Below are 22,769 nucleotides of genomic sequence, written 5' to 3'. Positions count from 1 at the left end.
GGGCGTCAGCCCTCGACCCTTGCCCGAAAGGTCAGATCGATCCGCCGCGTATCGGCCTTTTCCACCCGCCGCGCCTGCGCGCGCAGGAACCACAGCCCCACCAGCCGCCCGCGCACCAGCACCAGATCGGCGCCCACCAGCGCATCCGAGACCGCTGCCGCCGCCGCCTTCGCCGTGGCAAATCCCGCCTCGTCGGTGATCACGGAAACGACGAAATCATGCACCGCCCCATCGCCCGTCTTGTCCGAGGCATCGGCCACATCCTCGGGCCCAAGGCTCACATAGGTGCCGACCAGCGTTCCCGGCGGCATCGCATCGTAAACCGCCGCGCCCACCAGCGCCGCCAAGGGCGCATCCGCCCGCAGATGCTGATAGACCGCCGCCTGCAACGCGCTCGCAACCGCATAGCTCATGCCACCACCTCCTCGCGGGCAAAGCAGGTCAGGTAATGCCCCTCCCGGTCGCGCTCGGCGACGGCGAGGATGCGAAAGATCCGCGTGCCGTCGCGAAACCTCTGCTCGGGCTTCGGGCGGCTCGCATGCCCAACCGGGGCCGCCCGCACGACGATGGTCCACGGCACCGAGGCCAGCGTGACGAATTCCCCCGCCCGTTCGACCCCGCTGCCCGCCGTCACCTCGGCCCAAAGCGCGCCCTTGGCGACCCAGCTCAACCGATGCCCGCCCGCGCCATCGGCGCTGCGCGTGGCCTCCTCCAGCACCAGCTTGCGGTTCAGCCGCGGCAGGGTCATGGCCGCCCCCCGAGCACCCGCACCGTGCGCCAGCGTTCGATCAGCGCCATCACGCCAAAGGGCATCGCGCCGCCCTCGGCCGCCCCGTCATGGCGCAACTCGTAATACTGCGCCGCCAGCAGGAACACCGCCTGCGCCAGATCGACCGGCAGCGCGCTCCAGCCCGCCCCGAACCCGGCGGTGAAATCGATCTCGACACGGCCGTTCACCGGGATCGTGGGCAGCAACGCCCCCAGCGCCTCGATCCGCGGCCGCGCCATGTCCTGCACCAGCCGCCAGCCCGCGGGCACCAGCGTCGCGACGCCCGCGTTGTCGACCAGCCGCAGCGCAGTCACCGCGCTCACCGGTGCAATCGGCAAGGTCTGCATCTCGCCCCAGCGCCAGCAGGTCAGAGCAAGCCGGAAGTCTCGGGAAATCAGCGCCTTGGCCGTGCGCCCCTCGATCGCGGCCATTGCCGCCCGCAGATAGGCCTGCAACGCCGCATCCTCGGCGCCCACATCGGCAAAGCCGGTGCCCAACCGCAGATGGTCGCGGAATTCGGCCACCGGCAGCGCCGCCAAAGGCACCGCCGTCAGTTCGTTCAGCATCATGGAAACTCTCCGAAAAGCCGACCGCCTGTCGCGGTCCTGCATCTGGGCGTTCGGGCGCAAACCCCGCCCCGCCACTCGGACGGAGGGAGCAGCTAGGCAGCGGTTTGAGGCCCGCGCCCGCCCGTCCGGCGAACCGGCGGCAGCCGGAGGTTACCCCCCGGCCCCTTCACCGCCCGTTACGAGGCGGCAAACTTGAGAAGCTTGATCGCGGCGAAATCACTGACATCGCCGCCCACGCGCTTGGAGGCATAGAACAGCACATGCGGCTTGGCCGAGAACGGGTCACGCAGCACCCGCAGATCCGGACGCTCGGCAATCGTGTAACCATTGCCGAAATCGCCAAAGGCGATCGCATAGGCGTTCACGGCAATATCGGGCATGTCCTCGGCGATCAGCACCGGATAGCCCATCAGCCGCGCGGGTTCTCCCGCCGCCAGACTGTCCGCCCACAGGAACCGGCCATCGGCATCCTTCATCTTGCGCACCGCGCCCGCGGTCTTCGAATTCATCACGAAGCTCGCATTGGCCCGGTATTCAGCCCCCAGCGCATAGACCAGATCAACGACCGCATCCGAGGCATTCACCGCCGCGAAATCCCCCGCCGCGCCGGTCGCCACATAGCCAAGGCTGCCCCAGGCCCAAGCCGCATTCGCCACCTTCGTCTTCGTCAGGAACCCGGTCGGCTTGTCTATGCCATCGCCCGCGATGAAGGCCGCCGCTTCCGCCCGGGCGAATTTGTCGGCGATCCGACCCGCCAGCCAGGTCTCGATGTCGAAGGCGCTGTCATCCAGAAGCCGTTGCGACGCCTTCGGCATCGCCGCCAGTTCGTAAAGCGGAATCGTGATGCGGTCGATCTGCGGCGCGGTGGTTTCGGTCAGCGCCGCCACCTCGGTCGCCCAGCCCGAGCCCAGATCGGTCTTGTCCACCAGCACTTCGAAGGCGGTGGCCTCGACATTCACCACATTGGCGATCTGGCGCAGCGACGCGGTCGAGCGCAGCACGCCGCGGATCGTCTCGGCGGTCTGCGGATCGACCAGATAGCCGCCCTCGGCCGCCACCGCCGTCGTCATCCCCTTACCCTCAAGCGTCAGGCCGCGCAGGCCCCCGTCGTCGCCCGAGCGCAGATAGGCCGCGAAAGCCTTCTGATGCGGCGCCTCCTCCGAGGCCGCGGCAGCAAGGGCATGGCGCCCGGCGAAAGTTCTGGTCTGCAGCATGGTCACACGCTCTTCCTGTTGTTGCAATCTCGTCTTCACGTCGTCCTGAAAGCCTTTGACTTCCTTCAGGAACCCGGCCAGCGCGGCTTTCACCTCGGCGGCCGGATCGGGGCCCTCGGGCATGCCCGATCCGGCCCGAGCCTTGGTCTCGGTCTTCATCCTCTCAACTCTCCTGCAGCAGCGGCGGGGCTCAGCGCGCCGCCAGTTCGGCCGTGGCCCTCGCCAGCGCCTCGGCCAGATCGCGCCAGTCGGCCGCCGCAAGGCTTTCGCCCTTCGCCGCCACCCGCGCCTCGCGAAGCATCGGGAAGGTCACCAGCGACACTTCCCAAAGCTCCAGTTCCGCAAGCAGCCGCTGGCCTTTTGCGTCCTTCTCGGCCGTGATCGTGCGATAGCCGATCGACAGCCCGTCGATCGCCCCCGCCTCGATCAGCGCCACCGCTTCGCGCGCCCGCGCCACCTCGGGCAAGAGCCTGCCCTTGACATAAAGCCCGCGCACGTCTTCCCGGATTTCGTCCCAGACCCCGATCGGCTGCGCCGGATCATGCTGCCACAGCATCTTGACCGAGCCGCCCCGCGCCGCGATCGCCGCCAGACTTTTCGCATAAGCGCCCTTGGCCACCACATCGCCGCCCTGATCGGGCAGACCGAACAGGCTCGCATAGCCCTCGATCCGCGTTCCCTCCTGCACCTGCACCGGTTGCGCGCCGCAGAACTTCGTCTCCAGCCCGCTCTCGCCTCTCTCCATTCTCCGCTCCTCACTTCGGGGCAAAATTCAGAATGCCCTGCACCGCCTGCGTCAGGATCACGGCGACGACGCCGTAAACCGTCATGAACAAACGCTTTTCCAGCCGCTCGATCATCACCTCGATGCGTTCAAGCCGCCGTTCCACCTGGGTGAACTGCAACTCCATGATCCGCTCGGTCGCCTCGAAGCGCTGCTCATGCACCTCGAACGGCTCCTTGAGGTAGCGCGACCCCCCCACCACCATGCCTCACCCCTCCGCAACCGGCGGCAGCCCCAAAAGCACCCGTTTCTCGCTGTCGCTCAGAAAGGCCGCCGCCCCGATCCGTGCCCAAAGCTGATCGCGCTCGGCCGAAAGCGCCGGCACCTGATCCAGATCCGGCTTCAGCTCGATCGCGGCGCCCCAGAACCCCGACAGCCACCACGCCAGCGCCGCCGAAACCCGGGTCAGAAGCGGCAACACGGTCAGCCGGTAAAACGCCCGGTTCGCCTCGGCGTAATTGGCATAGGTCGCATCGCCCGGAATGCCCAACAGCATCGGCGGCACCCCGAAGGCGAGTGCGATCTCCCGCGCCGCCGCCGCCTTCGTCTCGTGAAATTCCATGTCCGAGGGGCTGAACCCCATCGGCTTCCAGTCGAGCCCACCTTCGAGCAGCATCGGCCGCCCGGCATTCCGCGCGCCCTGATGATGCGTCTCCATCTCGAAGATCAGACGCTCATATTGCTCGGGCGCCAGAACCCCTTGCCCATCGGCGCCCTTGTAGATGATCGCCCCCGACGGCCGCGCCGCATTGTCCAGAAGCGCCTTCGACCAGGCGCTCGCGGCGTTATGCACATCCAAGGCCACCGCCGCCGCCTGCATCGGGCTTAGCCCATAATGGTCGTCGGTCGGATGGAAGCTCTTGATATGACAGATCGGATCGGGATGGCCCGTCATGTCGAACCGATGCTTCCGCCCGCCCACGGTGTAATCATAGGCCACCGGCCAACCATCCGTTCCCGGCACCACCGCCATCCGGTCCGAGCGCAGCACATGCAGCTCCTTCGGCACGCCCGGCTCGGGACAGACCGCCTCCAGATAGCCGTTCCCCGACAGCAGGATCTGCCCGATCAGCGCCTCGAACAGTTCCGCCCGCCCCTGCGCGGCATTCGGACGGCGCAACAGATCCAGCACCGGATGCACATCATAACGCCGCTCGGCATCCTGACAGATCAAGGGCACCGCCGCCGCCGCCTCGGCAATCAGCTTGACCGAGCGGAACCCGACCGGATTGCCATTGAACCCCGAGCGCATCAGGCTGACCGTATCGCGCGGCCCCCAGACCGGCCGCCCCGCCCCCGAAGCCATCGCCACGATCCGCCCCGTCACCGAGGCCTTGCGCTCGACCGCCGTCTCGGCCGTAACCTCCGGGGCCGCCCTGCGAAAGAAATTCAGTCCCATCCCGTTCTCCTCGTCGCGGCCCGGCCCAAGACCCCGGCCAAAGAAAAAGGGCCGGGAAACCTCCCGACCCTTTCGACCTGACTTCCGGCAGAAGCGGGGGTTTCACACCCCCGCACCCCCGTGGCGTATTTTCACCAAGAAAAACACCGGGCTTTTTCTTGGCTCAAATACGCCCTTGCGCGCTCAAAGCCCGCGCACCTGCGGCCGTCGCCAATGCGCCGCAGGCTCGATCATCAACTCGGTCATCGCCCAGACCAGCGCATCCACCCGGTCGGGCGAGCCCTTGCCCGCATAGCCCTGCACCGTCATCCGGCACATCTGATCCTCAAGCGTGCCAAGCCGCCCGTCACGGCAATGCTTCACCCGGCCCTGCTCATACAAAGCCGCCACCGGCTCGGCTCGCGCCGACTTGCCCCGCGAGGCCCGCAGCGCCTTGAACGGCACCAAGGGATCGATCTGCCGCAGCACGCTTTCGACCATGTCGCCGCCCTGATTGACCTCGGCCACCAGCTTCTCGGCGCCCCAACGCTCCATCGCCGCAATCGCCGCCCGCGCCCAATCGGTCGGCCGCCCGCGAACCGACGCATCTTCGAGCACAAAGGCCCGCCAGTCCTGAACCGGCCCGCGCGTCATCGCCCCCGCCACGACGATTCCGCATTCATCCGAGCCCGCGCCGCCCGTCACCGCCGGATCGAGCGCCACCACCACCCGGTCCATCTGCGGCGGTGCCGCCAGCCGCAGCCCCTCGAGCTGCGCCGTCGTCCACAGCGCGCCCTCGACATCCTCAAGCAACACGCCTTCCAGTTCCTGCCGCCCAAGCCGCGTGCCCGCATAGCGCGCCTGCACCTCGGTCAGGAAGCTTTCCGCCAGATAGGCCCGGTTCGCCTCGGTCGGCGCATGGGTCAGCACGGTCGAGGGGTTTGCAAGGATCGCCTTCAGCACCCCCACATTGCGCGGCGTCGTGGTAATCACCTGCTGCGGATGCGGACCCAGCCGCAGCGCGAATTGCAGCATGTCCCAGGTTTCCTCGGCCTTTTTCCACTTCGCCAGCTCATCGATCCAGGCGGCGTCGAACTGCGGCCCGCGCAGCGCCTCGGGTTCCTGCGCCGAATAGGCCTGCGCCGTCGCGCCATTCGCCCAGACCAGCCGCCGCTTCGTCGCCTCCCACTCCGGGCGCCGATCCGGCGGCGAACAGGCCAGAATCCCGCTCTCGCCAAAGATCATCACATCGCGCACCTGATCGAAGGTCTCGCCCACCAGCGCCACGCGATGCGCCCGGCCGGGGTCGGCGGGCCGCGCGCCCTCAACCTGCGCGCGCACCCATTCCGCCCCGGCCCGTGTCTTGCCAGCCCCGCGTCCCCCCATGATCACCCAGCTCTTCCAGCCGCCCACGGGGGGCAGCTGATGGGGCAAGGCCCAGAACTCGAAGATCCAGGGCAAGGCCAGCAACGCATTGTCCCCAAGCCCGTTCAGAAAGCCGTCAACCTCCTGCGGCGTCGCGGAGGCAAGCCAGGCGGCGCCCGATCTCAGCCCGGGCAGCATCCAGGTCGAGCTCGCTTCCGGAGACGACTCCGGCCACTTGTCTGCGAAGTTTTTCAACGCGCACCCTTTCTTCCATCACCATCTGGAAGGCCGTGCGAAGGTCCTTGACCGCCTGCGCGGCGGCCTTGGCCTCCTTCATCTCGCCCTGGCGAACCCCTCGCATCGCCAGCGCCAGTTCCCCGGCAATTTCCCGATAAAGCTCCTCCGTCTCCTCCAGCAAATCCACCGGAGGAGCGTCCCCACCCTTGAACCCCATGTCCATGTTCTGAGTTACCCGCCTCTCATGCCTGATCCGCACGAGCGAAATGAAAAAAAGCGCACACGGTCACCCGTTGCGCTTGCCCACCTCTCCTAGCATGACAAATATCTACCCTAGATCGTTCGCAAAGTCAATCGCTAAATTCAAGGTTGCGCGCCGGCAAACGAAAAAACCCCGGACAAGGCCGGGGTTTTCTCTCAGTTTCCGTCACTTGCGCCCTGGCCTTGGGTCTTTTTCGATCTCCCGCCAGCGCGCGACGTTCTTGTTATGCTCCGTGATCGTCTCGGCAAAGGCATGGCCGCCGGTGCCGTCCGCCACGAAATACAGGAACTTCGTCGAATCAGGATTCAGCGCCGCCTTGATCGCCGCCGTGCCCGGGTTGCAGATCGGCCCCGGCGGCAGCCCGTCGATGACATAGGTGTTGTAAGGCGTCTCGCGCCGCAACTCCGACTGCCGCAGACCGCGCCCCAGCACGCCCTGACCCTTGGTCACGCCATAGATCACCGCCGGGTCGGTCTGCAGCCGCATCCCCTGCGCGATCCGGTTGACGAAGACGCTCGCCACCCGCGCCCGCTCCTCCGGTACGCCGGTTTCCTTTTCCACCAGCGAGGCCATCACCAGCGCCTCCTCGGGCGTCTTGTAGGGCAGCCCCGGCGCCCGCGCCGCCCAGGCCTCGGCCAGAACCGCCTTCTGCCGCTCGGTCATCTCGGCCAGCAGATCCGCCCGCTTCGCACCGCGCTTCATCTCGTAGCTGTCGGGCGACAGGCTCCCCTCGGGCGGCAGCTTCGCCACCTCGCCACTCAGGAAATCCGCCGATTTCAACGCCTCGACCACCTGCCAGCTGGTCACGCCCTCGGCCAAAGTCACCCGCAGCCGCACATCCGACTGCGCCGCCTGCTCGGCAAAGCCCTCGGGCGCCGGCTCCAGCTTCGGATCGAATTTCGCCGTCTCGACATAATCGCCCACCGCAGGGTCCAGCTCGCGCAGGATCATCTGCTGGCCATTCACCCCGATGCGGTAATTCAGCTCGGTTCCGCAGGTCGAGGGTCCCCCCTCGGTGATCTGCGTCACGATTCCCGCCATCGAAGACCCCGGTGCGATCAGATAAGACCCCACCTTCAGCTTGCCCGCCTTCTTGTCGTAATCGGCCCCGGCGCGGAAGATATAGGCCGAGGAAATCGCGCCCTTGTCCTTCAGCGTCTCCGAGATATCCCGAAACTTCGCGCCGGGCTCGACGCGCAGACACATCCCCGCCGTCAGCGGACCGGGCCCGTCATACTGACGCTTCGCCCAGGTCACCACTCCCCCCAACACAACCATCAGAACAATCAACAGCGTCAGGAAGTTGGAGACGATGTTGCGCCACATCATCCGCGCACCTTGCCCAGGATCAGCGCCGCATTGGTGCCGCCAAAGCCGAAGCTGTTCGACATCGCGATGTCGATCTTGCGCTTCACCGCCGCCTTCGGCGCAAGGTCGATCTTCGCCTCGACCGCCGGGTTGTCGAGGTTCAGCGTCGGCGGCGCGACCTGATCGCGGATCGCCAGAATGCAGAAGATCGCCTCGACCGCCCCGGCAGCCCCCAGCAAATGCCCGATCGCCGATTTCGTCGAGGACATCGTGGCGTTCGACGCCGCCTCGCCCAGAAGCCGCTCGACCGCGCCCAGCTCGATCGTGTCGGCCATGGTCGAGGTGCCATGCGCGTTGATGTAATCGATCTCGCTCGGATCGATCCCCGCGCGTTTCACCGCCGCACTCATCGCCCGGAAACCGCCATCGCCATCTTCCGACGGCGCAGTGATGTGATAGGCATCGCCCGACATGCCATAGCCCAGCACCTCGGCATAGATCTTCGCGCCGCGCGCTTTCGCGTGCTCATATTCTTCCAGCACGACGACGCCCGCGCCCTCGCCCATGACGAAGCCATCGCGGTCGGCATCCCACGGACGGCTCGCCGCCGTCGGTTCCTCGGCCCGCTTGGTCGACAACGCCTTGCAGGCGTTGAACCCGGCGATGCCAATCTCGGAAATCGGATTCTCGGCGCCACCAGCCACCATCACATCGGCATCGCCAAGCGCAATCAGCCGCGCCGCATCGCCGATCGCATGGGCGCCCGTCGCGCAAGCCGTCACCACCGCATGGTTCGGCCCCTTGAAGCCGAAGCGGATCGAGACATGCCCCGAGACGAGGTTGATCAGCGCCGCCGGAATGAAGAACGGGCTGACACGTTTCGGCCCCTTCTCCTTGATCAGGACGGCGTTTTCCGCAATCGTCTGCAGCCCGCCGATACCCGAGCCGATCATCACGCCGGTGCGGCACCGCGCGTCCTCGTCTTCCGGCTCCCAGCCCGAATCCTTCACCGCCTGCACCGCCGCGGCAACGCCGTAAAGGATGAACTCGTCAACCTTGCGTTGCTCTTTCGGCTCCATCCACTGATCGGGATTGAACGTGCCCTCGGTGCCATCGCCCCGCGGCACTTCACAGGCGTATTTCGTCACCACATTCGAGGCGTCGAAGCGCGTGATCGGCCCCGCCCCCGACTGACCAGCCAGAAGCCGCGACCAGGTTTCTTCGACCCCGCAAGCCAGCGGCGTGACCAGACCCAGACCCGTGACGACAACCCGACGCATCGCAAACCCCTTTCGCGTTTCGTTAAGGCCTTCTACACGGGCCGCAAAAGCCGTGCAACGTCATGCGCCGCCGCAGGCATCACTTCGCCTGCCCTCGCGTAAAGTCCGGGCACTCGGGATAGTCGGCCAGCACCTCATACTCGGCCCCTTCGCGCGTCAGATGCGAGCGCAGCAGCGCAAAGCCCGTCACCCGCCACTCCGGCAAGACCACATCGCCCCGGCTTTCCAGCAAATGCCCCAGCCGCGCCGCCTGAGTCTCGGTCAAGCCCTTGTTGAAGCGCGCGATCGTCACATGCGGCCGAAACCGGCGCCGTTCGAGATCGATCCCCGCCCGCCGCGCCGCCTGCGCCAGCTTCGCCTGCAAGGCCTCAAGCGCCGGTTCGGGCCGCAGCTTCAGCACCAGAGCCCGCGTCCGATCGCCGCCTTCAATCACATCCAGCCCCGCCAGACCCAGCGTGACCGGCGCAACCGAAATCCCGACCAGTTCCTCGTGCAGCAGCTCCAGTTCCGGCGGGTCGACATCGCCCAGAAACACCAGCGTCAGATGCAGCGCCTCCTCGGCCACCGCCCGCCCGCAGCCCAACTCGCCCTGCAAGGACGCAACCGCGCCCCAAAGCGCCTCGGGAACCATGATGCCCAGAAAGACCCGCATCGCCCCTCCTTGTTCCCCTCGATCGGGCCCGATCTCCGTGCCGCGCGAAAGAGAGGTCGCGGCAGAAACCGAAAGGGCTGGCGAAAGATCCGCCAGCCCCGATGGCCTGATGACACGGCAAGCCACTCAGAGCGGCGACTGGACCTCCGGCCCGCCACCGCCGCCACCGCCGCCGCTTGCGGGCGCGGCCGCAGGCGCAGTCGTGCTCACGAAACCACCGCTCGGACCGTAGGTGAAGCCACCGCCGCCGAAGCCATAGCCCAGATCAAGGCCGACATAGGCATCATCGTTCACATAGGCGCCGCCAAAGGTGCCGCGCCAGGACTTGCTCTGAAACAGGTAATCGACACCGGCCGTCGCCACGACGCTGTCATCCTCGTCATCCGAAAACACCCGCAGGCCCAAGCCCGACTGAACCTGACCGCCCCCAAAGGCGATCGAGACCCCAATACCCACCGCGGGGTCCGCGCAGGCCGGGGCCGCCAACAGGGCCGCAACACTTGCGGCGAAAACAGCTTTGGACAGAAACATCACAAACTCCTTCTCGGGAAATCCGGAGTTCAGAATGTACCTAATTTCACGATTCAGCAAGCGCCACGGTTCCCGAAACCGATCACGGCAGCGCCCCAAATGCAAACGGCGCCCCAAGGGGCGCCGTTCGTCAAGCTTTAAAGCTCGAAAACCGATCAGGCGGCTTCGGTGATGAACTTCACCGCATCGCCGAAGGTCTGGATGGTTTCCGCGGCGTCGTCCGGAATCTCGATGCCGAATTCTTCTTCGAAAGCCATCACCAGTTCCACGGTGTCAAGGCTGTCGGCGCCGAGATCGTCGATGAACGAGGCGGTCTCGGTGACCTTGTCCTCTTCCACGCCCAGATGCTCCACGACGATCTTCTTCACGCGATCCGCGATGTCGCTCATGTTTCTTCCTCGTTTAGGGGGCCGAAACCCATCCTGTCAGTGCTCGTTCGAGCGGCTTCAACGCCCGTTTTGCCGGGCTGCCGCGAGCCGAGGCTAACCCCCCGCTCGTCCCCGCCGCTCATATCACAGTGAAAGCACAAGGCAAGCCGTTTTGCTTTCCCCCCTGCCGCAGCGGCAGGGGCAACTCGTCACACCAGTGACCTCAGATCATCGCCATACCGCCGTTGACGCTCAGCGTCGTGCCGGTGACATAGCCCGCCTCGGGCGAGGCAAGGTAAAGCACCGCCGCCGCGATCTCCTCGGCCGCGCCCATGCGCCCGGCCGGGATCTGCGTCAGGATCTTCGCCTTCTGCTCGTCATTCAGCTTGTCGGTCATCGCCGTGGCGATGAAGCCGGGCGCGACGCAGTTCACGGTGATGCCGCGGCTCGCCACTTCATAGGCCAGCGATTTCGACATGCCGGTGAGCCCCGCCTTCGCGGCGGCATAGTTGCCCTGCCCCGGGTTGCCGGTCTGGCCGACGACCGAGGTGATGTTGACGATCCGCCCCCAGCGCGCCTTCATCATGCCGCGCAGCACGCCGCGCATCAGCCGGAAAGAGGCGGTCAGGTTGACGTCGATCACGCTCGCCCATTCCTCGTCCGACATCCGCATGAAGAGGTTGTCGCGGGTGATGCCCGCGTTGTTCACAAGGATATCCACAGACCCCATCGCCTCGACGGCGGCCTTCGGCAGCGCTTCGACCGAAGCGGGGTCCGAGAGGTTCGCCGGGCACACAAAGGCCCGCTCGCCAAGCTCCGCCGCCAACTTCTCGAGCGGCTCGACCCGCGTGCCCGACAGCGCCACCTTGGCCCCGGCCGCATGCAGCGCCTTCGCCACCTCGCCACCGATACCACCAGAGGCGCCCGTCACCAGCGCCGATTTCCCAGTCAGATCAAACATCTGCAAGCCTTTCCTGACGTGACATTTATCTTGCCACAAATATCCCGGGGGTCCGGGGGCAGAGCCCCCGGCTTGGCCCGCTCAGCTCTTCAGCGCCGCCACATCCTCGGGCGTGCCGACGGCTTTCTGCGTCGTTTCCTTGGCGATGCGCTTGATCATGCCCGACAGCGCCTTGCCTGCGCCCACTTCGCAGAAGTCGGTCACGCCTTGCGACACCATCCACAGCACCGACTCGCGCCAGCGCACCGAGCCCGTGACCTGCGCCACCAGCAGTTGGCGAATTGTCTCGGGGTCACACACCGCCTCGGCGCGCACGTTCGCCACGACCGGCACGATCGGCGCCGAGACCGTCACCGCCGCCAGCGCCTCGGCCATCCGGTCCGCCGCGGGTTGCATCAGCGCGCAATGGAAGGGGGCGGAGACCGGCAGCATCACCGCCCGCTTCGCGCCCTTGCCCTTGGCAATCTCGACCGCGCGCTCGACAGCGGCCTTGTGTCCCGAAACGACCACCTGCGCAGGATCATTGTCATTCGCCGCCTGACAAACTTCGCCCTGCGCCGCCTCGGCCGCAACCTCGGCCGCCGTGGCGAAATCGAGCCCCAGCAAAGCCGCCATCGCGCCCACGCCCACCGGCACCGCCGATTGCATCGCCTCGCCGCGGATGCGCAAGAGCCGCGCCGTATCGGCCAGCGTCAGAGCACCCGCCGCACAAAGCGCCGAATACTCGCCAAGCGAGTGCCCGGCAACAAAGGCGGCCGAGCCGATCTCGATCCCTTCGGCCTTCAGCGCTGCAACCGCGGCCAGCGAGGTCGCCATCAGCGCCGGTTGCGCATTTGCCGTCAGCGTCAGCCGCTCGATCTCGCCCTCCCAGATCAGCGCGCTCAGCTTTTCACCCAGAGCCGCGTCGACCTCGTCGAAGACCGCCTTCGCCGCCGGATAAGCCTCGGCCAAGGCCTTGCCCATTCCGATCGTCTGCGCCCCTTGACCGGGGAACACCCATGCCACGCTCATGCCCGCCTCCTTGGTAATGCTGCCGTTTCATACCTTGACGCAGCGTCCGGGGCAACCGCGCCGCCCGGGGTCAAGCGCCGCAGGCAAAAGAGCGTATTTGGACCAAGAAAAAACAACTGACTTTTCCTGGTCCAAATACGCCCCCTTCTCTTCGGCAATGAAAAAGGGCGCCCAAAGGCGCCCTTTCCCAAACCATCCCGCCACTCAGCAGGAGTAGTACATCTGGTATTCGACCGGGTGGGGGGTGTGCTCGTAGGCATACACTTCTTCCCACTTCAGCGCCATGTAGCCTTCCAGCTGGTCCTTGGTGAAGACGTCACCGGCGAGCAGGAACTCGTGATCCTTTTCGAGCTCGGTCAGCGCTTCACGCAGCGAACCGCAAACGGTCGGGATCGCGGCCAGTTCTTCCGGCGGCAGATCGTAGAGGTCCTTGTCCGACGCCGGACCCGGGTCGATCTTGTTCTTGATGCCGTCGAGACCGGCCATCAGGAGGGCAGCAAACGCCAGATAGGGGTTCGCCGACGGATCGGGGAAGCGGGCTTCGACGCGTTTGGCTTTCGGCGACTCGGTCCACGGAATACGGACGCAGCCCGAGCGGTTGCGGGCCGAATAGGCGCGCAGCACCGGGGCTTCGAAGCCCGGGATCAGACGCTTGTAGCTGTTGGTGCCCGGGTTGGTCAGGGCGTTCAGCGCTTTCGCGTGTTTCAGGATACCGCCGATGAAGTAGAGCGCTTCTTGCGACAGGTCCGCATATTTGTCACCGGCAAAGAGCGGTTTCCCGTCTTTCCAGATCGACATGTTGACGTGCATCCCCGAGCCGTTGTCGCCCTTCATGGGCTTCGGCATGAAGGTCACGGTCTTGCCATAGGCATGCGCGACGTTGTGGATGACGTATTTGTATTTCAGGATGTTGTCGGCTTGCTCGGTGAGCGTGCCGAAGATCAGCCCGAGTTCGTGCTGGCAGGTCGCCACTTCGTGGTGGTGCTTGTCGACCTTCATGCCCATGCGCTTCATGGTCGAGAGCATCTCGCCACGCAGGTCCTGGGCTTCGTCGACCGGGTTCACCGGGAAGTAGCCGCCCTTGTGGCCAGCGCGGTGGGCGAGGTTGCCCATCTCGACTTCGGCGTCGGTGTTCCAGGCCGCCGCTTCGGCGTCGATCTGGTAGGCGACCTTGGCCGGGGTGACCGAGTAGCGCACGTCGTCGAAGATGAAGAATTCGGCTTCCGGCCCGAAATAGGCGGCGTCACCGATGCCCGAGGACTTCAGATAGGCTTCGGCTTTCAGCGCGATGCCGCGCGGGTCGCGCGAATAGGCTTCGCCGGTGTCCGGTTCGACCACGTTGCAATGCACGCACATGGTCTTTTCGGCATAGAAGGGGTCGATGTAGACCGAAGAGGCGTCGGGGATCAGTTTCATGTCCGACTGATCGATCGACTTCCAGCCCGCGATCGACGAGCCGTCGAACATGAAGCCTTCCTCGAAGAAGTCCTCGTCCACGAGGTCGGCGATCAGCGTCACGTGCTGCAGTTTGCCACGCGGGTCGCAGAAGCGGATGTCGACATATTCGACTTCCTCCGCCTTCATCAGATCGAGAGCCTTTTTGACTACGCTCATTTGCAAATTACCCTTTCGTTGAGCATGGGTTCCGGGCAAGCCCGTTGCGGTTCAGGGCCGAAGGCCCGAATGTCTAAATCTCAGACCGCGTCTTCGCCGGTCTCGCCGGTGCGGATGCGGATCGCCTGTTCGATGGAGGACACGAAGATCTTGCCGTCACCGATCTTTTCGGTGCACGCGGCGCCGATGATCGCCTCGATGGCGACATCGACCATCTCGTCGGGCAGCACCATCTCGATCTTCACCTTGGGCAGGAAGTCGACGACATATTCGGCCCCGCGATAAAGCTCGGTGTGGCCCTTTTGCCGCCCGAAGCCCTTCACTTCGATCACGCTCAGCCCCTGGATTCCAGCTTCCTGAAGCGCTTCCTTCACTTCATCGAGCTTGAAAGGCTTGATGATCGCCTCGACCTTCTTCATGCCGACTCCCCCTTTCGATCTTGCGCACTCGTCTCACCACTTTCCACGCCGCCCCGCAATCGGCTAGCTTTTGCCTCGGGTGCCGCGCCGAGGGATTCCCCCGATGGCGATGATGAATTGAGCGGTTAGCATATTTATTGTGCGGAATGGAAACTCTTTGGGCAGCAAATGACGGAAATCTTGACGAGTGATGAAATGCGCAGCCTCGAGAGAGCCGCCATTGCCTCGGGCCGCTTCAGCGGTCTCGACCTGATGGAACGCGCCGGAACCGGCGTGGTCGAGGCGATCGGCGAGGCCTGGCCCGATTTTCGCACCCCGAGCGATACGCCCCGCCACGCGGTCGTGCTCTGCGGGCCGGGCAACAATGGCGGCGACGGTTTCGTGGTCGCGCGTCTGCTGCGCCGCCGCGGCTGGAAGGTGACGCTCTATCTTTACGGCGACCCCGAGCGGCTGCCGCCTGACGCCCGCACCAATCACGACCGCTGGCGGCGCATCGGCACGATTGCGCCCCTGCCTGCGGCGCCCGATTTCAGCACGGCCGATCTGGTCGTCGATGCACTGTTCGGCATCGGGCTGACGCGGCCGCTGACGGGTTTCGGTCCGATCTTCGGCGCACTGGCCGCCGCGGGGCGTCCGGTGCTGGCGATCGACCTGCCGTCCGGGCGCGACGCCGATGCCCAACCCGATTCCATCGGCTGGCCCTCGGCGCCCTGCTCGCTCGCCGTGACCTTCCACCGCGAGAAACCGCTGCATGCCCGCCTGCGCGCCGAAGGCATCGGCGTCATCGTCAAACCGATCGGGCTCTGAGGGGAAATCTTCACCCTTTTCACACCAACGGCTGCGTATATGGTGAAAAAGGACCGACCGCGCCGGAGACCGCCATGATCCGCCAGATCACCCTGACCGAGGAAATGCGCTCCCGCCTCACCAAATCGCCGGAGGGTCACAAATACGACCACGGCCATGCGATGGTTCTGGCAGGAAGCCCCGGCAAGGGCGGGGCCGCCCGTCTGGCCGCCCGCGCGGCGCTGCGGGTCGGCGCGGGCCTCGTGACGCTGGCCTGCCCGCAAGTCAGCCTGGCCGAGAATGCGGCGCAGCTGACCGCGATCATGCTGACCGCCCTGCCCGATGCCTATTCCCTGCGCGGCCATTTTCAGGACCCACGGCTGAATGCGCTCTGCCTTGGTCCCGGTCTGGGCCAACCCCGCGCGCTTGAAATGGCCCCGGCCGCGCTCTGGCTGCGCCGCCCGACCGTGCTTGATGCCGATGCGCTGACCGCTTTCACCGCCGATCCGCGCCCGCTCTTCAATGCGCTGCACGAACAGGTGGTGATCACCCCGCATCTGGGCGAGTTCCGCCGCCTGTTCCCCGACCTCGCGCATGCCCTCGAAGACGGCTCGCTGACCCAGGTCGAAGCCGCCCGTCACGCCGCCGACAGGGTCAAATGCACCGTGCTGTTGAAAGGGCCGGAAACCGCCATCGCCGCCCCCTCGGGCGAGGCTGCGCTGCACAGCGCCACCGGCCCGCGCGCCGCCCCCTGGCTGGCGACCGCCGGATCGGGCGATGTTCTGGCCGGAATCATCGCCGGTCTGATGGCGCGCAGCTTCTCGCCCTTCGAAGCGGCCTGCACCGGCACCTGGCTGCATGTCGAGGCCGCCCGCAGCTTCGGCCCCGGCCTTATCGCCGAAGATCTGCCCGAAGAACTGCCCAAGGTGTTCCGCGCGCTGAACCTCTGATCCGCGTTTTGTCAGCGCGGAAAGGGCGTATTTGCACCAAGAAAAAACCAACGGCCTTTTCCTTGGTGCAAATACGCCCTTTGGAACGTCGGTTATGCGCGCACGACCAACGGTTTGCAGCCGATCTCCACCCCGTCGGCATAGATCACCTCGGGCGCGTCGAAATGCAGCGCGAACAGCCGGATCTTTTGACCGCTCAACCGGGTGATGAACTGCCCGTCGATCAGCCGTTCGACCGGCACCAGCGCCTGTGACGTGCCGAACATCACCTGCGCCCGCCAGTCGCGCAGCAGCACCGGCGTGCCCGCCCCCCAGAACCATCGCCTGCCCCGGCCGGTCATGGCCAAGCGCGCCGGGGGCAATCGCGACAAGCCGCGACACCAGCGGCAGGCTCGAAAGCCCGCGCAGCACCCGCATGCCGGCACGGGTGACGATCCGATCGCCAAGGCTCAGAAACTCGACTGGCAAGAGCCCATCCATGGTCGCCACGCGCGACCCCATGGCGAAGCCCGCCACCCCATGCGCGCCCTCGGCACTTTTTCGGGAATCGAATGTGAACGATGGCGCAGAAGACGCAGGCCCCTTGGCTCCGCCTTCCTCGTCGCGCCCCGTGGCCTGCCTGTCCATCGGGTCTTCCTGCTCTGGTGCCGGTTTCCGGCTGTTCTGCTCTTTCGGCCTTTACGGCTCTGATCCCAGACTAGGCCAAGCCCCCGGCGCTGACGAGGGAAAAGGTTAACAAAACCTATTTTGCGAAGAGACCTGTTGCCCCCCTACACAGGGGGCCACAGAGTTGCTAAAAGCAAAGACAAGTGCGGGTGTGGCGAAATTGGTAGACGCACCAGATTTAGGTTCTGGCGCCTTGGCGTGGGGGTTCGAGTCCCTTCACCCGCACCATTCTGAGGCAGCCCCCGCCGTCGCGGGGTCAGCCTTGGGGCGTCTCGCCGCCCGCGCGGCATTCGCGATTGAGATAGCGATCCACCTTTTCCAGCAGACTTTCGCGCGCATGCGTGCCGCCGAAGCCATGCCCATCGGCTTTCGAAACCGCATTCATCCCGGTCCCGAAGCCTCCCGCGCTAATGAAACGCGTTCCGCCCGCCGTCGGCGGCGCAAAGGCCGCCTGCGCCATGTCGCGCGCCAGCGCCTCCACTTCCTTGTCGTAAAGCTTGGCAATCTGCTTGCAATCGAAGATCGTCGGATCCTCGGGAAGATGCGACAGGTCGACCTTGCGGGACTCCCATTTCTTGCCGCTCAAAACCGTCACACTGCCCATGAGGGCGATCGACGCAAGTATCATCAAAACTCCGCGCAGCATTCAATTCTCCTCACCAATACCACCTGCACGTGAATTCGACAGGCCACCCTATCTCTATAATGGCATAGTGCGTCGGGTAAAACCCTTTCAAGATGCGATCAATTCGCGGCTTTTCACCTTGCCAGCAAGGTCGCCAGCCCCTAGAAGGACGGCTGAAATTTTGCCTGAGCGTGCCCGCGGGGGTGCGCCCGAACCAGAGGAAACCCCATGCAGGTCACCCAGACCCTCAACGAAGGCCTCAAGCGCGGCTACACGATCACGCTGACCGGCGCCGAACTGGATGCGAAAGTCACCGAGAAACTGATCGAGGTGCAGCCCGAAGTCGAGATCAAGGGCTTCCGCAAGGGCAAAGTGCCGATGGCGATGCTGCGCAAGAACTTCGGCGACCGCGTTCTGGGCGATGTCCTGAACGAATCCGTCGACGGCGCGATCAAGGACCTGCTCGATCAATCGGGCGACCGTCCGGCGCTGCAGCCGAAGGTCGAGATGGAAAACGGCAAGGACTGGAAACCGGGCACCGACGCCGTCTTCACCGTCTCCTACGAAGCCCTGCCGCCGATCCCGGCTTTTGACCGCAGCACCGTGACGCTGGAGCGTCTTGTGGTGAAGGCCGACGAGGCTTCGGTGACCGAAGCGCTCGAAAACCTCGCCAAATCGGCGCAGTCCTTCGAGGACCGCAAGAAAGGCACCAAGGCCAAGGACGGCGATCAGGTCGTGATCGACTTCGAAGGCTTCCTCGGCGACGAAGCCTTCGAAGGCGGCAAGGGCGAGGAATACCCGCTCGTGCTCGGCTCGGGCTCGTTCATCCCGGGCTTTGAAGAGCAACTCGTCGGCGTGAAAGCCGGGGAAGATGCCGAAGTGAAAGTGACCTTCCCGGCCGAATACGGCGCCGCGCATCTGGCGGGCAAGGAAGCCACCTTCAAATGCCACGTCCATGCGGTGAAGGCCCCGAAACCGGCCGAACTCGACGACGAGCTGGCGAAGAAATTCGGCGCCGCCGATCTGGAAGCGCTGAAGGGCCAGGTCGCCTCGCGTCTGGAAGCGGAATACAAGGGCGCCTCGCGCGCGATCCTGAAACGCGCCCTGCTCGACATTCTGGATGCGCAGGTGAAATTCGACCTGCCGCCGTCGCTGGTCGAGGCCGAAGCCGGTCAGATCGCGCACCAGCTGTGGCACGAAGAGCACCCGGATCACCACGGCCATGACCATGGCGCGGTGGAACCGACCGAAGAGCACAAGACGCTGGCCGAGCGCCGCGTGCGTCTGGGCCTGCTGCTCGCCGAACTCGGCCGCAACGAGAAGATCGAAGTGACCGACGCCGAGATGACGCAAGCGGTTCTCGCCGCGGCGCGTCAATACCCGGGCCACGAGCGCGAATTCTTCGAATTCGTCAAAGGCAACGCGCAGATGCAACAGCAGATCCGCGCGCCGCTCTACGAAGAAAAAGTGATCGATTTCATCGTCGCGGGCGCTACCGTGACCGAGAAAGAGGTCAGCAAGGAAGAGCTCCAGAAAGCGATCGAAGCGCTCGACGAGCTCTGATCGTCACCGGACAGTGACAGGAAAGGCCGCCCTCTCGGGGCGGCCTTTTCCGTTGCAGTTCGGGGTGCTGTCTTCGTCGAAGCAGACCAGTGGTGACTAACAGGGTTTCTCGAGAAGCGAGATGCAGTCCAGATCCTGATGCCCCCCCCAGTCAATGATTTCCTGCTTCAGAACATTCAGTTTGGCCGACGTCGCCAATTCCCGAAATAAATCCTTCGTCATATAGCCGCGCGCACCAGGCGTGCCCCCCTTGATAAGCCTGTTGCTCGCAGAATAGTTCGAATGGTGATAAAGTGCGCGCCCACCGGGTTTCAAAACCCTTGCCGTGTCCTTCAAATAGGCTTCGACAATATCAGGCAGAAAATGCACCATGGCGTCATAGCAGTAGATCGCCGTGAGAGATTCATCAGCGGTATTCGGGAAACTGGTTCCTTTTCCGAGTTCGAAAGAGATATTGTCAAAGCCTTTGAGCCGCTCACGACAGAAATCAACGTTCTCGGGGATGATATCGACCAAAGTCAGCTTCCCTGCCAGTTTGGCACTATGTTCGGCGTGCCGACCGTGACCACAGGACAGTTCCAGCATCGCCGTAGTGTCGAGCATATCGAAATAGGGTTTGAATTTCCGATCCTGGTCCCAGAAAATGAAAGTCCATTTCTCGGCACTGTCATAATATGGAGAGTTTTCCCAAGGTTTTCGGATGATATCGACCTGCTCTTCGATTGTGCGGTCTATCACGAATTTTGTATCGGTGAGTTCATTCGACATGCAATACCTGCCCTTTTTCAAGCCCCAGATGGCGTGGCACCTGACGCCAAGATTGGCCGATCAGGCCATGAGATCAAGTGTTTTTTACCCCGAGGCTCTACCTGGCAGCGAAAAGGCCCGAAAGCTGAGTCACATCGACACAGGATGGAGCCAGAGCCTGATACAGGCGGCGCCAGAAAGCCGGGGAAACTGTCTGAGGTCTTGGCGGAGCGGGTCGCCAGCCCCCCTTTTCTTCGGCCTCTTGCAGCGGCGCTTGACCATGTTGCACAGGCGGTCGCCAAAACAAAACCGCGCCCCGAGGGGCGCGGTTGCAACACTTCCGGTTGGAAGGGTCTTATTCGTCGTCCGACGCCGCGGCGCCAACTTCGTCGAAGAGCTCGGCGATTTCGAACTCGGCCGCCGCATCGGCTTCCGCCGCCAGCTGCTGGATCGATTTGCCGGCCGCCTGGATGGCAGCTTCTTCGGCCGAACGGGCGACGTTGATGGTGATCGTCGCCTGGACTTCCGGGTGCAGCAGCACGTGCACTTCGTGCAGGCCGAGTTCCTTGATCGGGGCTTTCAGCGCCACTTGACGCTTGTCGACCGAGAAACCGCCAGCGGTGGCTGCTTCAGCGGCGTCACGCGGGGTGACCGAACCGTAAAGCGCACCGGCGTCCGAAGCGGAGCGGATGACCACGAACTTCTGACCGTCGAGCTTGGCGGCAGCCGCTTCAGCTTCTTTCTTGGTCTCGAGGTTGCGGGCTTCCAGCTGCGCCTTGCGGGCTTCGAAGCTCTTGATGTTGGCGTCGTTCGCGCGCAGCGCCTTGCCTTGCGGCAGCAGGAAGTTGCGGGCGTAGCCGTCGCGCACTTTCACCACGTCGCCCATTTGGCCAAGCTTGGCCACGCGTTCCAGAAGGATGACTTGCATGTTCAGGTCTCCTTACTTCACGGCGTAGGGCAGCAGGGCGAGGAAGCGGGCGCGTTTGATCGCCTGCGCCAGTTCGCGCTGTTTCTTGGCCGAGACGGCGGTGATGCGGGCGGGAACGATCTTGCCGCGCTCGCTGATGTAGCGTTGCAGCAGACGGACGTCCTTGTAGTCGATCTTCGGCGCGTTATCGCCCGAGAACGGGCAAACCTTGCGGCGACGGAAGAAGGGTTTGGTAGCCATGGGTCACTCTCCTCGGATCAACGACGCTCGGGACGCGGGCCGCGATCTTCGCGGGGGCCACGATCTTCGCGCGGGCCACGGGGGCCACGGTCGCCACGATCACCGCGGTCGCCACGCTCTTCGCGGTCGCCACGGTCGTCACGCTTCTGCATCTGCACCGAGGGGCCCTCGTCATGGGCGTCGACCTTGATGGTCAGAACGCGCATCACGTCGTCGTGCAGACGGGCGAGACGCTCCATCTCCTGCACGGCGGCCGAGGGCGCGTCGGTGCGCAGGAAGCCGTAGTGGCCCTTGCGGTTCTTGTTGATCTTGTAGGCCATCGTCTTCACGCCCCAGTATTCGGACCCGAGGACTTTGCCCCCGTTGTCGCCGATCACGGTCGAGAAGTGTTCGATCAGGCCTTCGGCCTGCGCGTTGGAAAGGTCCTGACGCGCAATGAGGACATGCTCGTAAAGCGGCATGTAGGCTCCTGTTTCACAAGGCGGCTTCATAGGGGGCCAGGACTTCCGCAGCCCACCACGAGAGGCGTCGCCGGTTCATATCATCGCGGAAGTCAGGGGCTTCTAGGCGGTCAGCCCCCGCAATGCAAGCGAAATCCCCGGAAAACCCGGGGCTATTTCCGCGCCGCCAGCACGATGCCGGTCAGGATCAGACCGAAGCCCGCCGCATGGTAAAGGTGCAGCGGCTCGTGCAGCAGCGCCGCCGAGAGGATCGCGCCATAGACCGGCAGCAGGTGGATGAACTGCCCCGCCCGCGCCGGGCCCGCCATCTCGACCGCCTTCGTGTAGAAGAGATAGGCCAGAACCGAGGGCACGATGCCGATATAGACCAGCGCCGCGATCGAGGCAGGCGTCCAGACCGGCACCCGGCCCGAGGCGATCTCGAAGGCCAGAAACGGCGCCAAGATCGGCAAAGCCAAGGCGATCTGCACCGCCAGCAGGCCGATCCGGTTCACCTCGGGCGGAAAGAGCTTCAAGCCCATCGTGTAAAGCGCCCAGGCCACCATCGCGGCAAAGATGATCAGATCGCCGCGCTCGAAGTTCAGCGCCGCCGCGCGCTCCCATGACCCCTGCAGGATGACGACCGCCACGCCGCCGGTCGAGACGATCAGCCCGAGGATCGCCCAAAGGCTGAGCCTTTGCCCCCAGAAGATCGCCCCCAAAGCCATGATCAGCAACGGAATGGTGGAATTCAAGAGCATCCCGTTCGTCGCGGTCGAGGTCTGCAGGCCCCAGTAAACCAGCGAGTTGAAGGCGGCGACGCCGGGCAGCGTCAACAGCAGGATGCGAAAGAAATACCGCCTGTAGAGCGGAAAATCGCGTCTCACATAGGGCCAGGCAAAGGGCAAAAGCGCCAGAAGCGCGATCGACCAGCGGCCAAAGGACAGCGCGACGGGCGGCCATTCCCCGCGCGAGGCCCGCGCGACGATGAAGTTGCCCGCCCAGAACAAGGGCGGCAGCGCCAGCACCGCCCAAAGTTTCCAGCCGCCCTTCGTCTCGCTCATGCCCGCCTCCCCGCTTTGACCTTGGTTTGGGCCGAAAC

General features: G+C 64.9%; 28 protein-coding genes and 1 tRNA gene. 4 read left to right on the top strand and 25 right to left on the bottom strand.

Going from position 1 to position 22,769, the window contains the following annotated elements; translation table 11 throughout:
- Window positions 1-5 precede the first annotated feature (5 nt).
- The 18 genes from ACTTAI_RS10340 to ACTTAI_RS10255 form a co-directional block, all read right to left on the bottom strand.
- On the bottom strand, window positions 6-413 hold the full coding sequence (locus ACTTAI_RS10340; RefSeq protein WP_444455630.1) for a DUF3168 domain-containing protein: 408 nt from the start codon (window positions 411-413) through the stop codon (window positions 6-8).
- Window positions 410-748: a head-tail adaptor protein gene (locus ACTTAI_RS10335; RefSeq protein WP_444455629.1), complete on the bottom strand. Its 339-nt coding sequence runs from the start codon at window positions 746-748 to the stop codon at window positions 410-412. Before ACTTAI_RS10335 ends, ACTTAI_RS10340 begins: the two co-directional genes overlap by 4 nt.
- Window positions 745-1,338: a head-tail connector protein gene (locus tag ACTTAI_RS10330; protein WP_444455628.1), complete on the bottom strand. Its 594-nt coding sequence runs from the start codon at window positions 1,336-1,338 to the stop codon at window positions 745-747. The genes ACTTAI_RS10335 and ACTTAI_RS10330 overlap by 4 nt, the downstream gene beginning before the upstream one ends.
- A gap of 176 nt (window positions 1,339-1,514) precedes the next feature.
- The gene (locus ACTTAI_RS10325) at window positions 1,515-2,711 is read right to left on the bottom strand and encodes a phage major capsid protein (RefSeq protein ID WP_444455627.1); all 1,197 of its coding nucleotides are present in this window, start codon (window positions 2,709-2,711) and stop codon (window positions 1,515-1,517) included.
- A gap of 31 nt (window positions 2,712-2,742) precedes the next feature.
- Window positions 2,743-3,297, bottom strand: a complete 555-nt coding sequence (locus tag ACTTAI_RS10320) for an HK97 family phage prohead protease (protein WP_444455626.1) — start codon at window positions 3,295-3,297, stop codon at window positions 2,743-2,745.
- Window positions 3,298-3,307: 10 nt separating this feature from the next.
- Window positions 3,308-3,541: a GTA head formation protein, RCAP_rcc01685 family gene (locus ACTTAI_RS10315; protein WP_444455625.1), complete on the bottom strand. Its 234-nt coding sequence runs from the start codon at window positions 3,539-3,541 to the stop codon at window positions 3,308-3,310.
- Window positions 3,542-3,544: 3 nt separating this feature from the next.
- On the bottom strand, window positions 3,545-4,735 hold the full coding sequence (locus ACTTAI_RS10310) for a phage portal protein (protein WP_444455624.1): 1,191 nt from the start codon (window positions 4,733-4,735) through the stop codon (window positions 3,545-3,547).
- A gap of 183 nt (window positions 4,736-4,918) precedes the next feature.
- Window positions 4,919-6,277, bottom strand: a complete 1,359-nt coding sequence (locus tag ACTTAI_RS10305) for a DNA-packaging protein (RefSeq protein ID WP_444455623.1) — start codon at window positions 6,275-6,277, stop codon at window positions 4,919-4,921.
- The gene (locus tag ACTTAI_RS10300) at window positions 6,216-6,539 is read right to left on the bottom strand and encodes a hypothetical protein (RefSeq protein WP_444455622.1); all 324 of its coding nucleotides are present in this window, start codon (window positions 6,537-6,539) and stop codon (window positions 6,216-6,218) included. The genes ACTTAI_RS10305 and ACTTAI_RS10300 overlap by 62 nt, the downstream gene beginning before the upstream one ends.
- A gap of 204 nt (window positions 6,540-6,743) precedes the next feature.
- Window positions 6,744-7,904, bottom strand: a complete 1,161-nt coding sequence (gene mltG / locus ACTTAI_RS10295; protein WP_444455735.1) for an endolytic transglycosylase MltG — start codon at window positions 7,902-7,904, stop codon at window positions 6,744-6,746.
- Window positions 7,904-9,166 carry a beta-ketoacyl-ACP synthase II gene (gene fabF / locus ACTTAI_RS10290; protein WP_444455621.1) on the bottom strand — a complete coding sequence of 421 codons (1,263 nt, stop codon included), beginning with the start codon at window positions 9,164-9,166 and terminating at the stop codon, window positions 7,904-7,906. The genes mltG and fabF overlap by 1 nt, the downstream gene beginning before the upstream one ends.
- A 79-nt stretch (window positions 9,167-9,245) precedes the next feature.
- Entirely contained in the window at window positions 9,246-9,818 is a 573-nt protein-coding gene (thpR, locus tag ACTTAI_RS10285; RefSeq protein WP_444455620.1) for an RNA 2',3'-cyclic phosphodiesterase, read from the bottom strand.
- A gap of 126 nt (window positions 9,819-9,944) precedes the next feature.
- The gene (locus ACTTAI_RS10280; RefSeq protein ID WP_444455619.1) at window positions 9,945-10,349 is read right to left on the bottom strand and encodes a hypothetical protein; all 405 of its coding nucleotides are present in this window, start codon (window positions 10,347-10,349) and stop codon (window positions 9,945-9,947) included.
- A gap of 155 nt (window positions 10,350-10,504) precedes the next feature.
- Window positions 10,505-10,738, bottom strand: a complete 234-nt coding sequence (locus tag ACTTAI_RS10275; RefSeq protein ID WP_013067402.1) for an acyl carrier protein — start codon at window positions 10,736-10,738, stop codon at window positions 10,505-10,507.
- Window positions 10,739-10,940: 202 nt separating this feature from the next.
- Complete coding sequence (gene fabG, locus ACTTAI_RS10270) at window positions 10,941-11,678, bottom strand: 3-oxoacyl-ACP reductase FabG (RefSeq protein ID WP_444455618.1); 738 nt, start codon at window positions 11,676-11,678, stop codon at window positions 10,941-10,943.
- Between the two features lie 81 nt (window positions 11,679-11,759).
- Window positions 11,760-12,689, bottom strand: coding sequence for an ACP S-malonyltransferase (gene fabD / locus ACTTAI_RS10265; RefSeq protein WP_444455617.1), 930 nt, complete (start codon window positions 12,687-12,689; stop codon window positions 11,760-11,762).
- A 204-nt stretch (window positions 12,690-12,893) separates the two neighbouring features.
- A complete protein-coding gene (gene glnA / locus ACTTAI_RS10260; RefSeq protein ID WP_444455616.1) occupies window positions 12,894-14,303 on the bottom strand; it encodes a type I glutamate--ammonia ligase in 1,410 nt (469 codons plus the stop codon).
- Between the two features lie 80 nt (window positions 14,304-14,383).
- Window positions 14,384-14,722 (bottom strand): P-II family nitrogen regulator, encoded by a 339-nt coding sequence (locus ACTTAI_RS10255; protein ID WP_444455615.1) that lies wholly within the window; start codon window positions 14,720-14,722, stop codon window positions 14,384-14,386.
- A gap of 195 nt (window positions 14,723-14,917) precedes the next feature.
- Between ACTTAI_RS10255 and ACTTAI_RS10250 the strand changes: the two genes are divergently transcribed.
- Window positions 14,918-15,529, top strand: coding sequence for an NAD(P)H-hydrate epimerase (locus ACTTAI_RS10250; protein ID WP_444455614.1), 612 nt, complete (start codon window positions 14,918-14,920; stop codon window positions 15,527-15,529).
- A 74-nt stretch (window positions 15,530-15,603) separates the two neighbouring features.
- Window positions 15,604-16,458: an NAD(P)H-hydrate dehydratase gene (locus ACTTAI_RS10245; protein WP_444455613.1), complete on the top strand. Its 855-nt coding sequence runs from the start codon at window positions 15,604-15,606 to the stop codon at window positions 16,456-16,458.
- Between the two features lie 92 nt (window positions 16,459-16,550).
- Here ACTTAI_RS10245 and ACTTAI_RS10240 read toward each other — a convergent pair whose 3' ends face one another.
- Window positions 16,551-16,799, bottom strand: coding sequence for a Hint domain-containing protein (locus ACTTAI_RS10240; RefSeq protein ID WP_444455612.1), 249 nt, complete (start codon window positions 16,797-16,799; stop codon window positions 16,551-16,553).
- 470 nt (window positions 16,800-17,269) lie between these two features.
- On the opposite strand from ACTTAI_RS10240, the gene ACTTAI_RS10235 reads away from it, so the two are divergent.
- A tRNA-Leu gene (locus ACTTAI_RS10235) sits at window positions 17,270-17,352 on the top strand.
- A 28-nt stretch (window positions 17,353-17,380) separates the two neighbouring features.
- Here the strand turns inward: ACTTAI_RS10235 and ACTTAI_RS10230 are convergent.
- A complete protein-coding gene (locus tag ACTTAI_RS10230; protein WP_444455611.1) occupies window positions 17,381-17,752 on the bottom strand; it encodes a hypothetical protein in 372 nt (123 codons plus the stop codon).
- 225 nt (window positions 17,753-17,977) lie between these two features.
- On the opposite strand from ACTTAI_RS10230, the gene tig reads away from it, so the two are divergent.
- Complete coding sequence (gene tig / locus ACTTAI_RS10225) at window positions 17,978-19,312, top strand: trigger factor (RefSeq protein WP_444455610.1); 1,335 nt, start codon at window positions 17,978-17,980, stop codon at window positions 19,310-19,312.
- Between the two features lie 96 nt (window positions 19,313-19,408).
- On the opposite strand, the gene ACTTAI_RS10220 is transcribed toward tig, so the two are convergent.
- From ACTTAI_RS10220 to ACTTAI_RS10200, 5 genes are all read right to left on the bottom strand, one after another.
- Window positions 19,409-20,080, bottom strand: coding sequence for a class I SAM-dependent methyltransferase (locus ACTTAI_RS10220; protein WP_444455609.1), 672 nt, complete (start codon window positions 20,078-20,080; stop codon window positions 19,409-19,411).
- A 334-nt stretch (window positions 20,081-20,414) separates the two neighbouring features.
- Window positions 20,415-20,987: a 50S ribosomal protein L9 gene (gene rplI / locus ACTTAI_RS10215; protein ID WP_444455608.1), complete on the bottom strand. Its 573-nt coding sequence runs from the start codon at window positions 20,985-20,987 to the stop codon at window positions 20,415-20,417.
- A 12-nt stretch (window positions 20,988-20,999) separates the two neighbouring features.
- A complete protein-coding gene (gene rpsR / locus ACTTAI_RS10210) occupies window positions 21,000-21,227 on the bottom strand; it encodes a 30S ribosomal protein S18 (protein WP_013067733.1) in 228 nt (75 codons plus the stop codon).
- A 17-nt stretch (window positions 21,228-21,244) separates the two neighbouring features.
- A complete protein-coding gene (rpsF, locus tag ACTTAI_RS10205; RefSeq protein WP_444455607.1) occupies window positions 21,245-21,688 on the bottom strand; it encodes a 30S ribosomal protein S6 in 444 nt (147 codons plus the stop codon).
- Window positions 21,689-21,840: 152 nt separating this feature from the next.
- A complete protein-coding gene (locus ACTTAI_RS10200) occupies window positions 21,841-22,731 on the bottom strand; it encodes a DMT family transporter (RefSeq protein ID WP_444455606.1) in 891 nt (296 codons plus the stop codon).
- Between the last annotated feature and the right edge of the window lie 38 nt (window positions 22,732-22,769).

Source organism: Rhodobacter capsulatus, assembly GCF_052363175.1.
GTDB classification, from domain to species: Bacteria; Pseudomonadota; Alphaproteobacteria; order Rhodobacterales; family Rhodobacteraceae; genus Rhodobacter; species Rhodobacter capsulatus_D.
This window is presented reverse-complemented; position numbering and strand designations above follow the sequence as displayed.

What these genes read in the sequence shown, in the direction of transcription:
- ACTTAI_RS10340 (WP_444455630.1), bottom strand. Translation starts at nt 413, where the DNA reads ATGAGCTATGCGGTTGCGAGCGCGTTGCAGGCGGCGGTCTATCAGCAT.
- rpsF (WP_444455607.1), bottom strand. Translation starts at nt 21,688, where the DNA reads ATGCCGCTTTACGAGCATGTCCTCATTGCGCGTCAGGACCTTTCCAAC.
- fabF (WP_444455621.1), bottom strand. Translation starts at nt 9,166, where the DNA reads ATGCGTCGGGTTGTCGTCACGGGTCTGGGTCTGGTCACGCCGCTGGCT.
- ACTTAI_RS10220 (WP_444455609.1), bottom strand. Translation starts at nt 20,080, where the DNA reads ATGTCGAATGAACTCACCGATACAAAATTCGTGATAGACCGCACAATC.
- fabG (WP_444455618.1), bottom strand. Translation starts at nt 11,678, where the DNA reads ATGTTTGATCTGACTGGGAAATCGGCGCTGGTGACGGGCGCCTCTGGT.
- fabD (WP_444455617.1), bottom strand. Translation starts at nt 12,689, where the DNA reads ATGAGCGTGGCATGGGTGTTCCCCGGTCAAGGGGCGCAGACGATCGGA.
- ACTTAI_RS10325 (WP_444455627.1), bottom strand. Translation starts at nt 2,711, where the DNA reads ATGAAGACCGAGACCAAGGCTCGGGCCGGATCGGGCATGCCCGAGGGC.
- ACTTAI_RS10330 (WP_444455628.1), bottom strand. Translation starts at nt 1,338, where the DNA reads ATGATGCTGAACGAACTGACGGCGGTGCCTTTGGCGGCGCTGCCGGTG.
- ACTTAI_RS10335 (WP_444455629.1), bottom strand. Translation starts at nt 748, where the DNA reads ATGACCCTGCCGCGGCTGAACCGCAAGCTGGTGCTGGAGGAGGCCACG.
- ACTTAI_RS10200 (WP_444455606.1), bottom strand. Translation starts at nt 22,731, where the DNA reads ATGAGCGAGACGAAGGGCGGCTGGAAACTTTGGGCGGTGCTGGCGCTG.
- ACTTAI_RS10245 (WP_444455613.1), top strand. Translation starts at nt 15,604, where the DNA reads ATGATCCGCCAGATCACCCTGACCGAGGAAATGCGCTCCCGCCTCACC.
- ACTTAI_RS10320 (WP_444455626.1), bottom strand. Translation starts at nt 3,297, where the DNA reads ATGGAGAGAGGCGAGAGCGGGCTGGAGACGAAGTTCTGCGGCGCGCAA.
- rplI (WP_444455608.1), bottom strand. Translation starts at nt 20,987, where the DNA reads ATGCAAGTCATCCTTCTGGAACGCGTGGCCAAGCTTGGCCAAATGGGC.
- ACTTAI_RS10310 (WP_444455624.1), bottom strand. Translation starts at nt 4,735, where the DNA reads ATGGGACTGAATTTCTTTCGCAGGGCGGCCCCGGAGGTTACGGCCGAG.
- ACTTAI_RS10255 (WP_444455615.1), bottom strand. Translation starts at nt 14,722, where the DNA reads ATGAAGAAGGTCGAGGCGATCATCAAGCCTTTCAAGCTCGATGAAGTG.
- ACTTAI_RS10300 (WP_444455622.1), bottom strand. Translation starts at nt 6,539, where the DNA reads ATGGACATGGGGTTCAAGGGTGGGGACGCTCCTCCGGTGGATTTGCTG.
- ACTTAI_RS10275 (WP_013067402.1), bottom strand. Translation starts at nt 10,738, where the DNA reads ATGAGCGACATCGCGGATCGCGTGAAGAAGATCGTCGTGGAGCATCTG.
- tig (WP_444455610.1), top strand. Translation starts at nt 17,978, where the DNA reads ATGCAGGTCACCCAGACCCTCAACGAAGGCCTCAAGCGCGGCTACACG.
- rpsR (WP_013067733.1), bottom strand. Translation starts at nt 21,227, where the DNA reads ATGGCTACCAAACCCTTCTTCCGTCGCCGCAAGGTTTGCCCGTTCTCG.
- ACTTAI_RS10305 (WP_444455623.1), bottom strand. Translation starts at nt 6,277, where the DNA reads ATGCTGCCCGGGCTGAGATCGGGCGCCGCCTGGCTTGCCTCCGCGACG.
- glnA (WP_444455616.1), bottom strand. Translation starts at nt 14,303, where the DNA reads ATGAGCGTAGTCAAAAAGGCTCTCGATCTGATGAAGGCGGAGGAAGTC.
- ACTTAI_RS10240 (WP_444455612.1), bottom strand. Translation starts at nt 16,799, where the DNA reads ATGACCGGCCGGGGCAGGCGATGGTTCTGGGGGGCGGGCACGCCGGTG.
- thpR (WP_444455620.1), bottom strand. Translation starts at nt 9,818, where the DNA reads ATGCGGGTCTTTCTGGGCATCATGGTTCCCGAGGCGCTTTGGGGCGCG.
- ACTTAI_RS10250 (WP_444455614.1), top strand. Translation starts at nt 14,918, where the DNA reads ATGCGCAGCCTCGAGAGAGCCGCCATTGCCTCGGGCCGCTTCAGCGGT.
- ACTTAI_RS10315 (WP_444455625.1), bottom strand. Translation starts at nt 3,541, where the DNA reads ATGGTGGTGGGGGGGTCGCGCTACCTCAAGGAGCCGTTCGAGGTGCAT.
- mltG (WP_444455735.1), bottom strand. Translation starts at nt 7,904, where the DNA reads ATGTGGCGCAACATCGTCTCCAACTTCCTGACGCTGTTGATTGTTCTG.
- ACTTAI_RS10280 (WP_444455619.1), bottom strand. Translation starts at nt 10,349, where the DNA reads ATGTTTCTGTCCAAAGCTGTTTTCGCCGCAAGTGTTGCGGCCCTGTTG.
- ACTTAI_RS10230 (WP_444455611.1), bottom strand. Translation starts at nt 17,752, where the DNA reads ATGATACTTGCGTCGATCGCCCTCATGGGCAGTGTGACGGTTTTGAGC.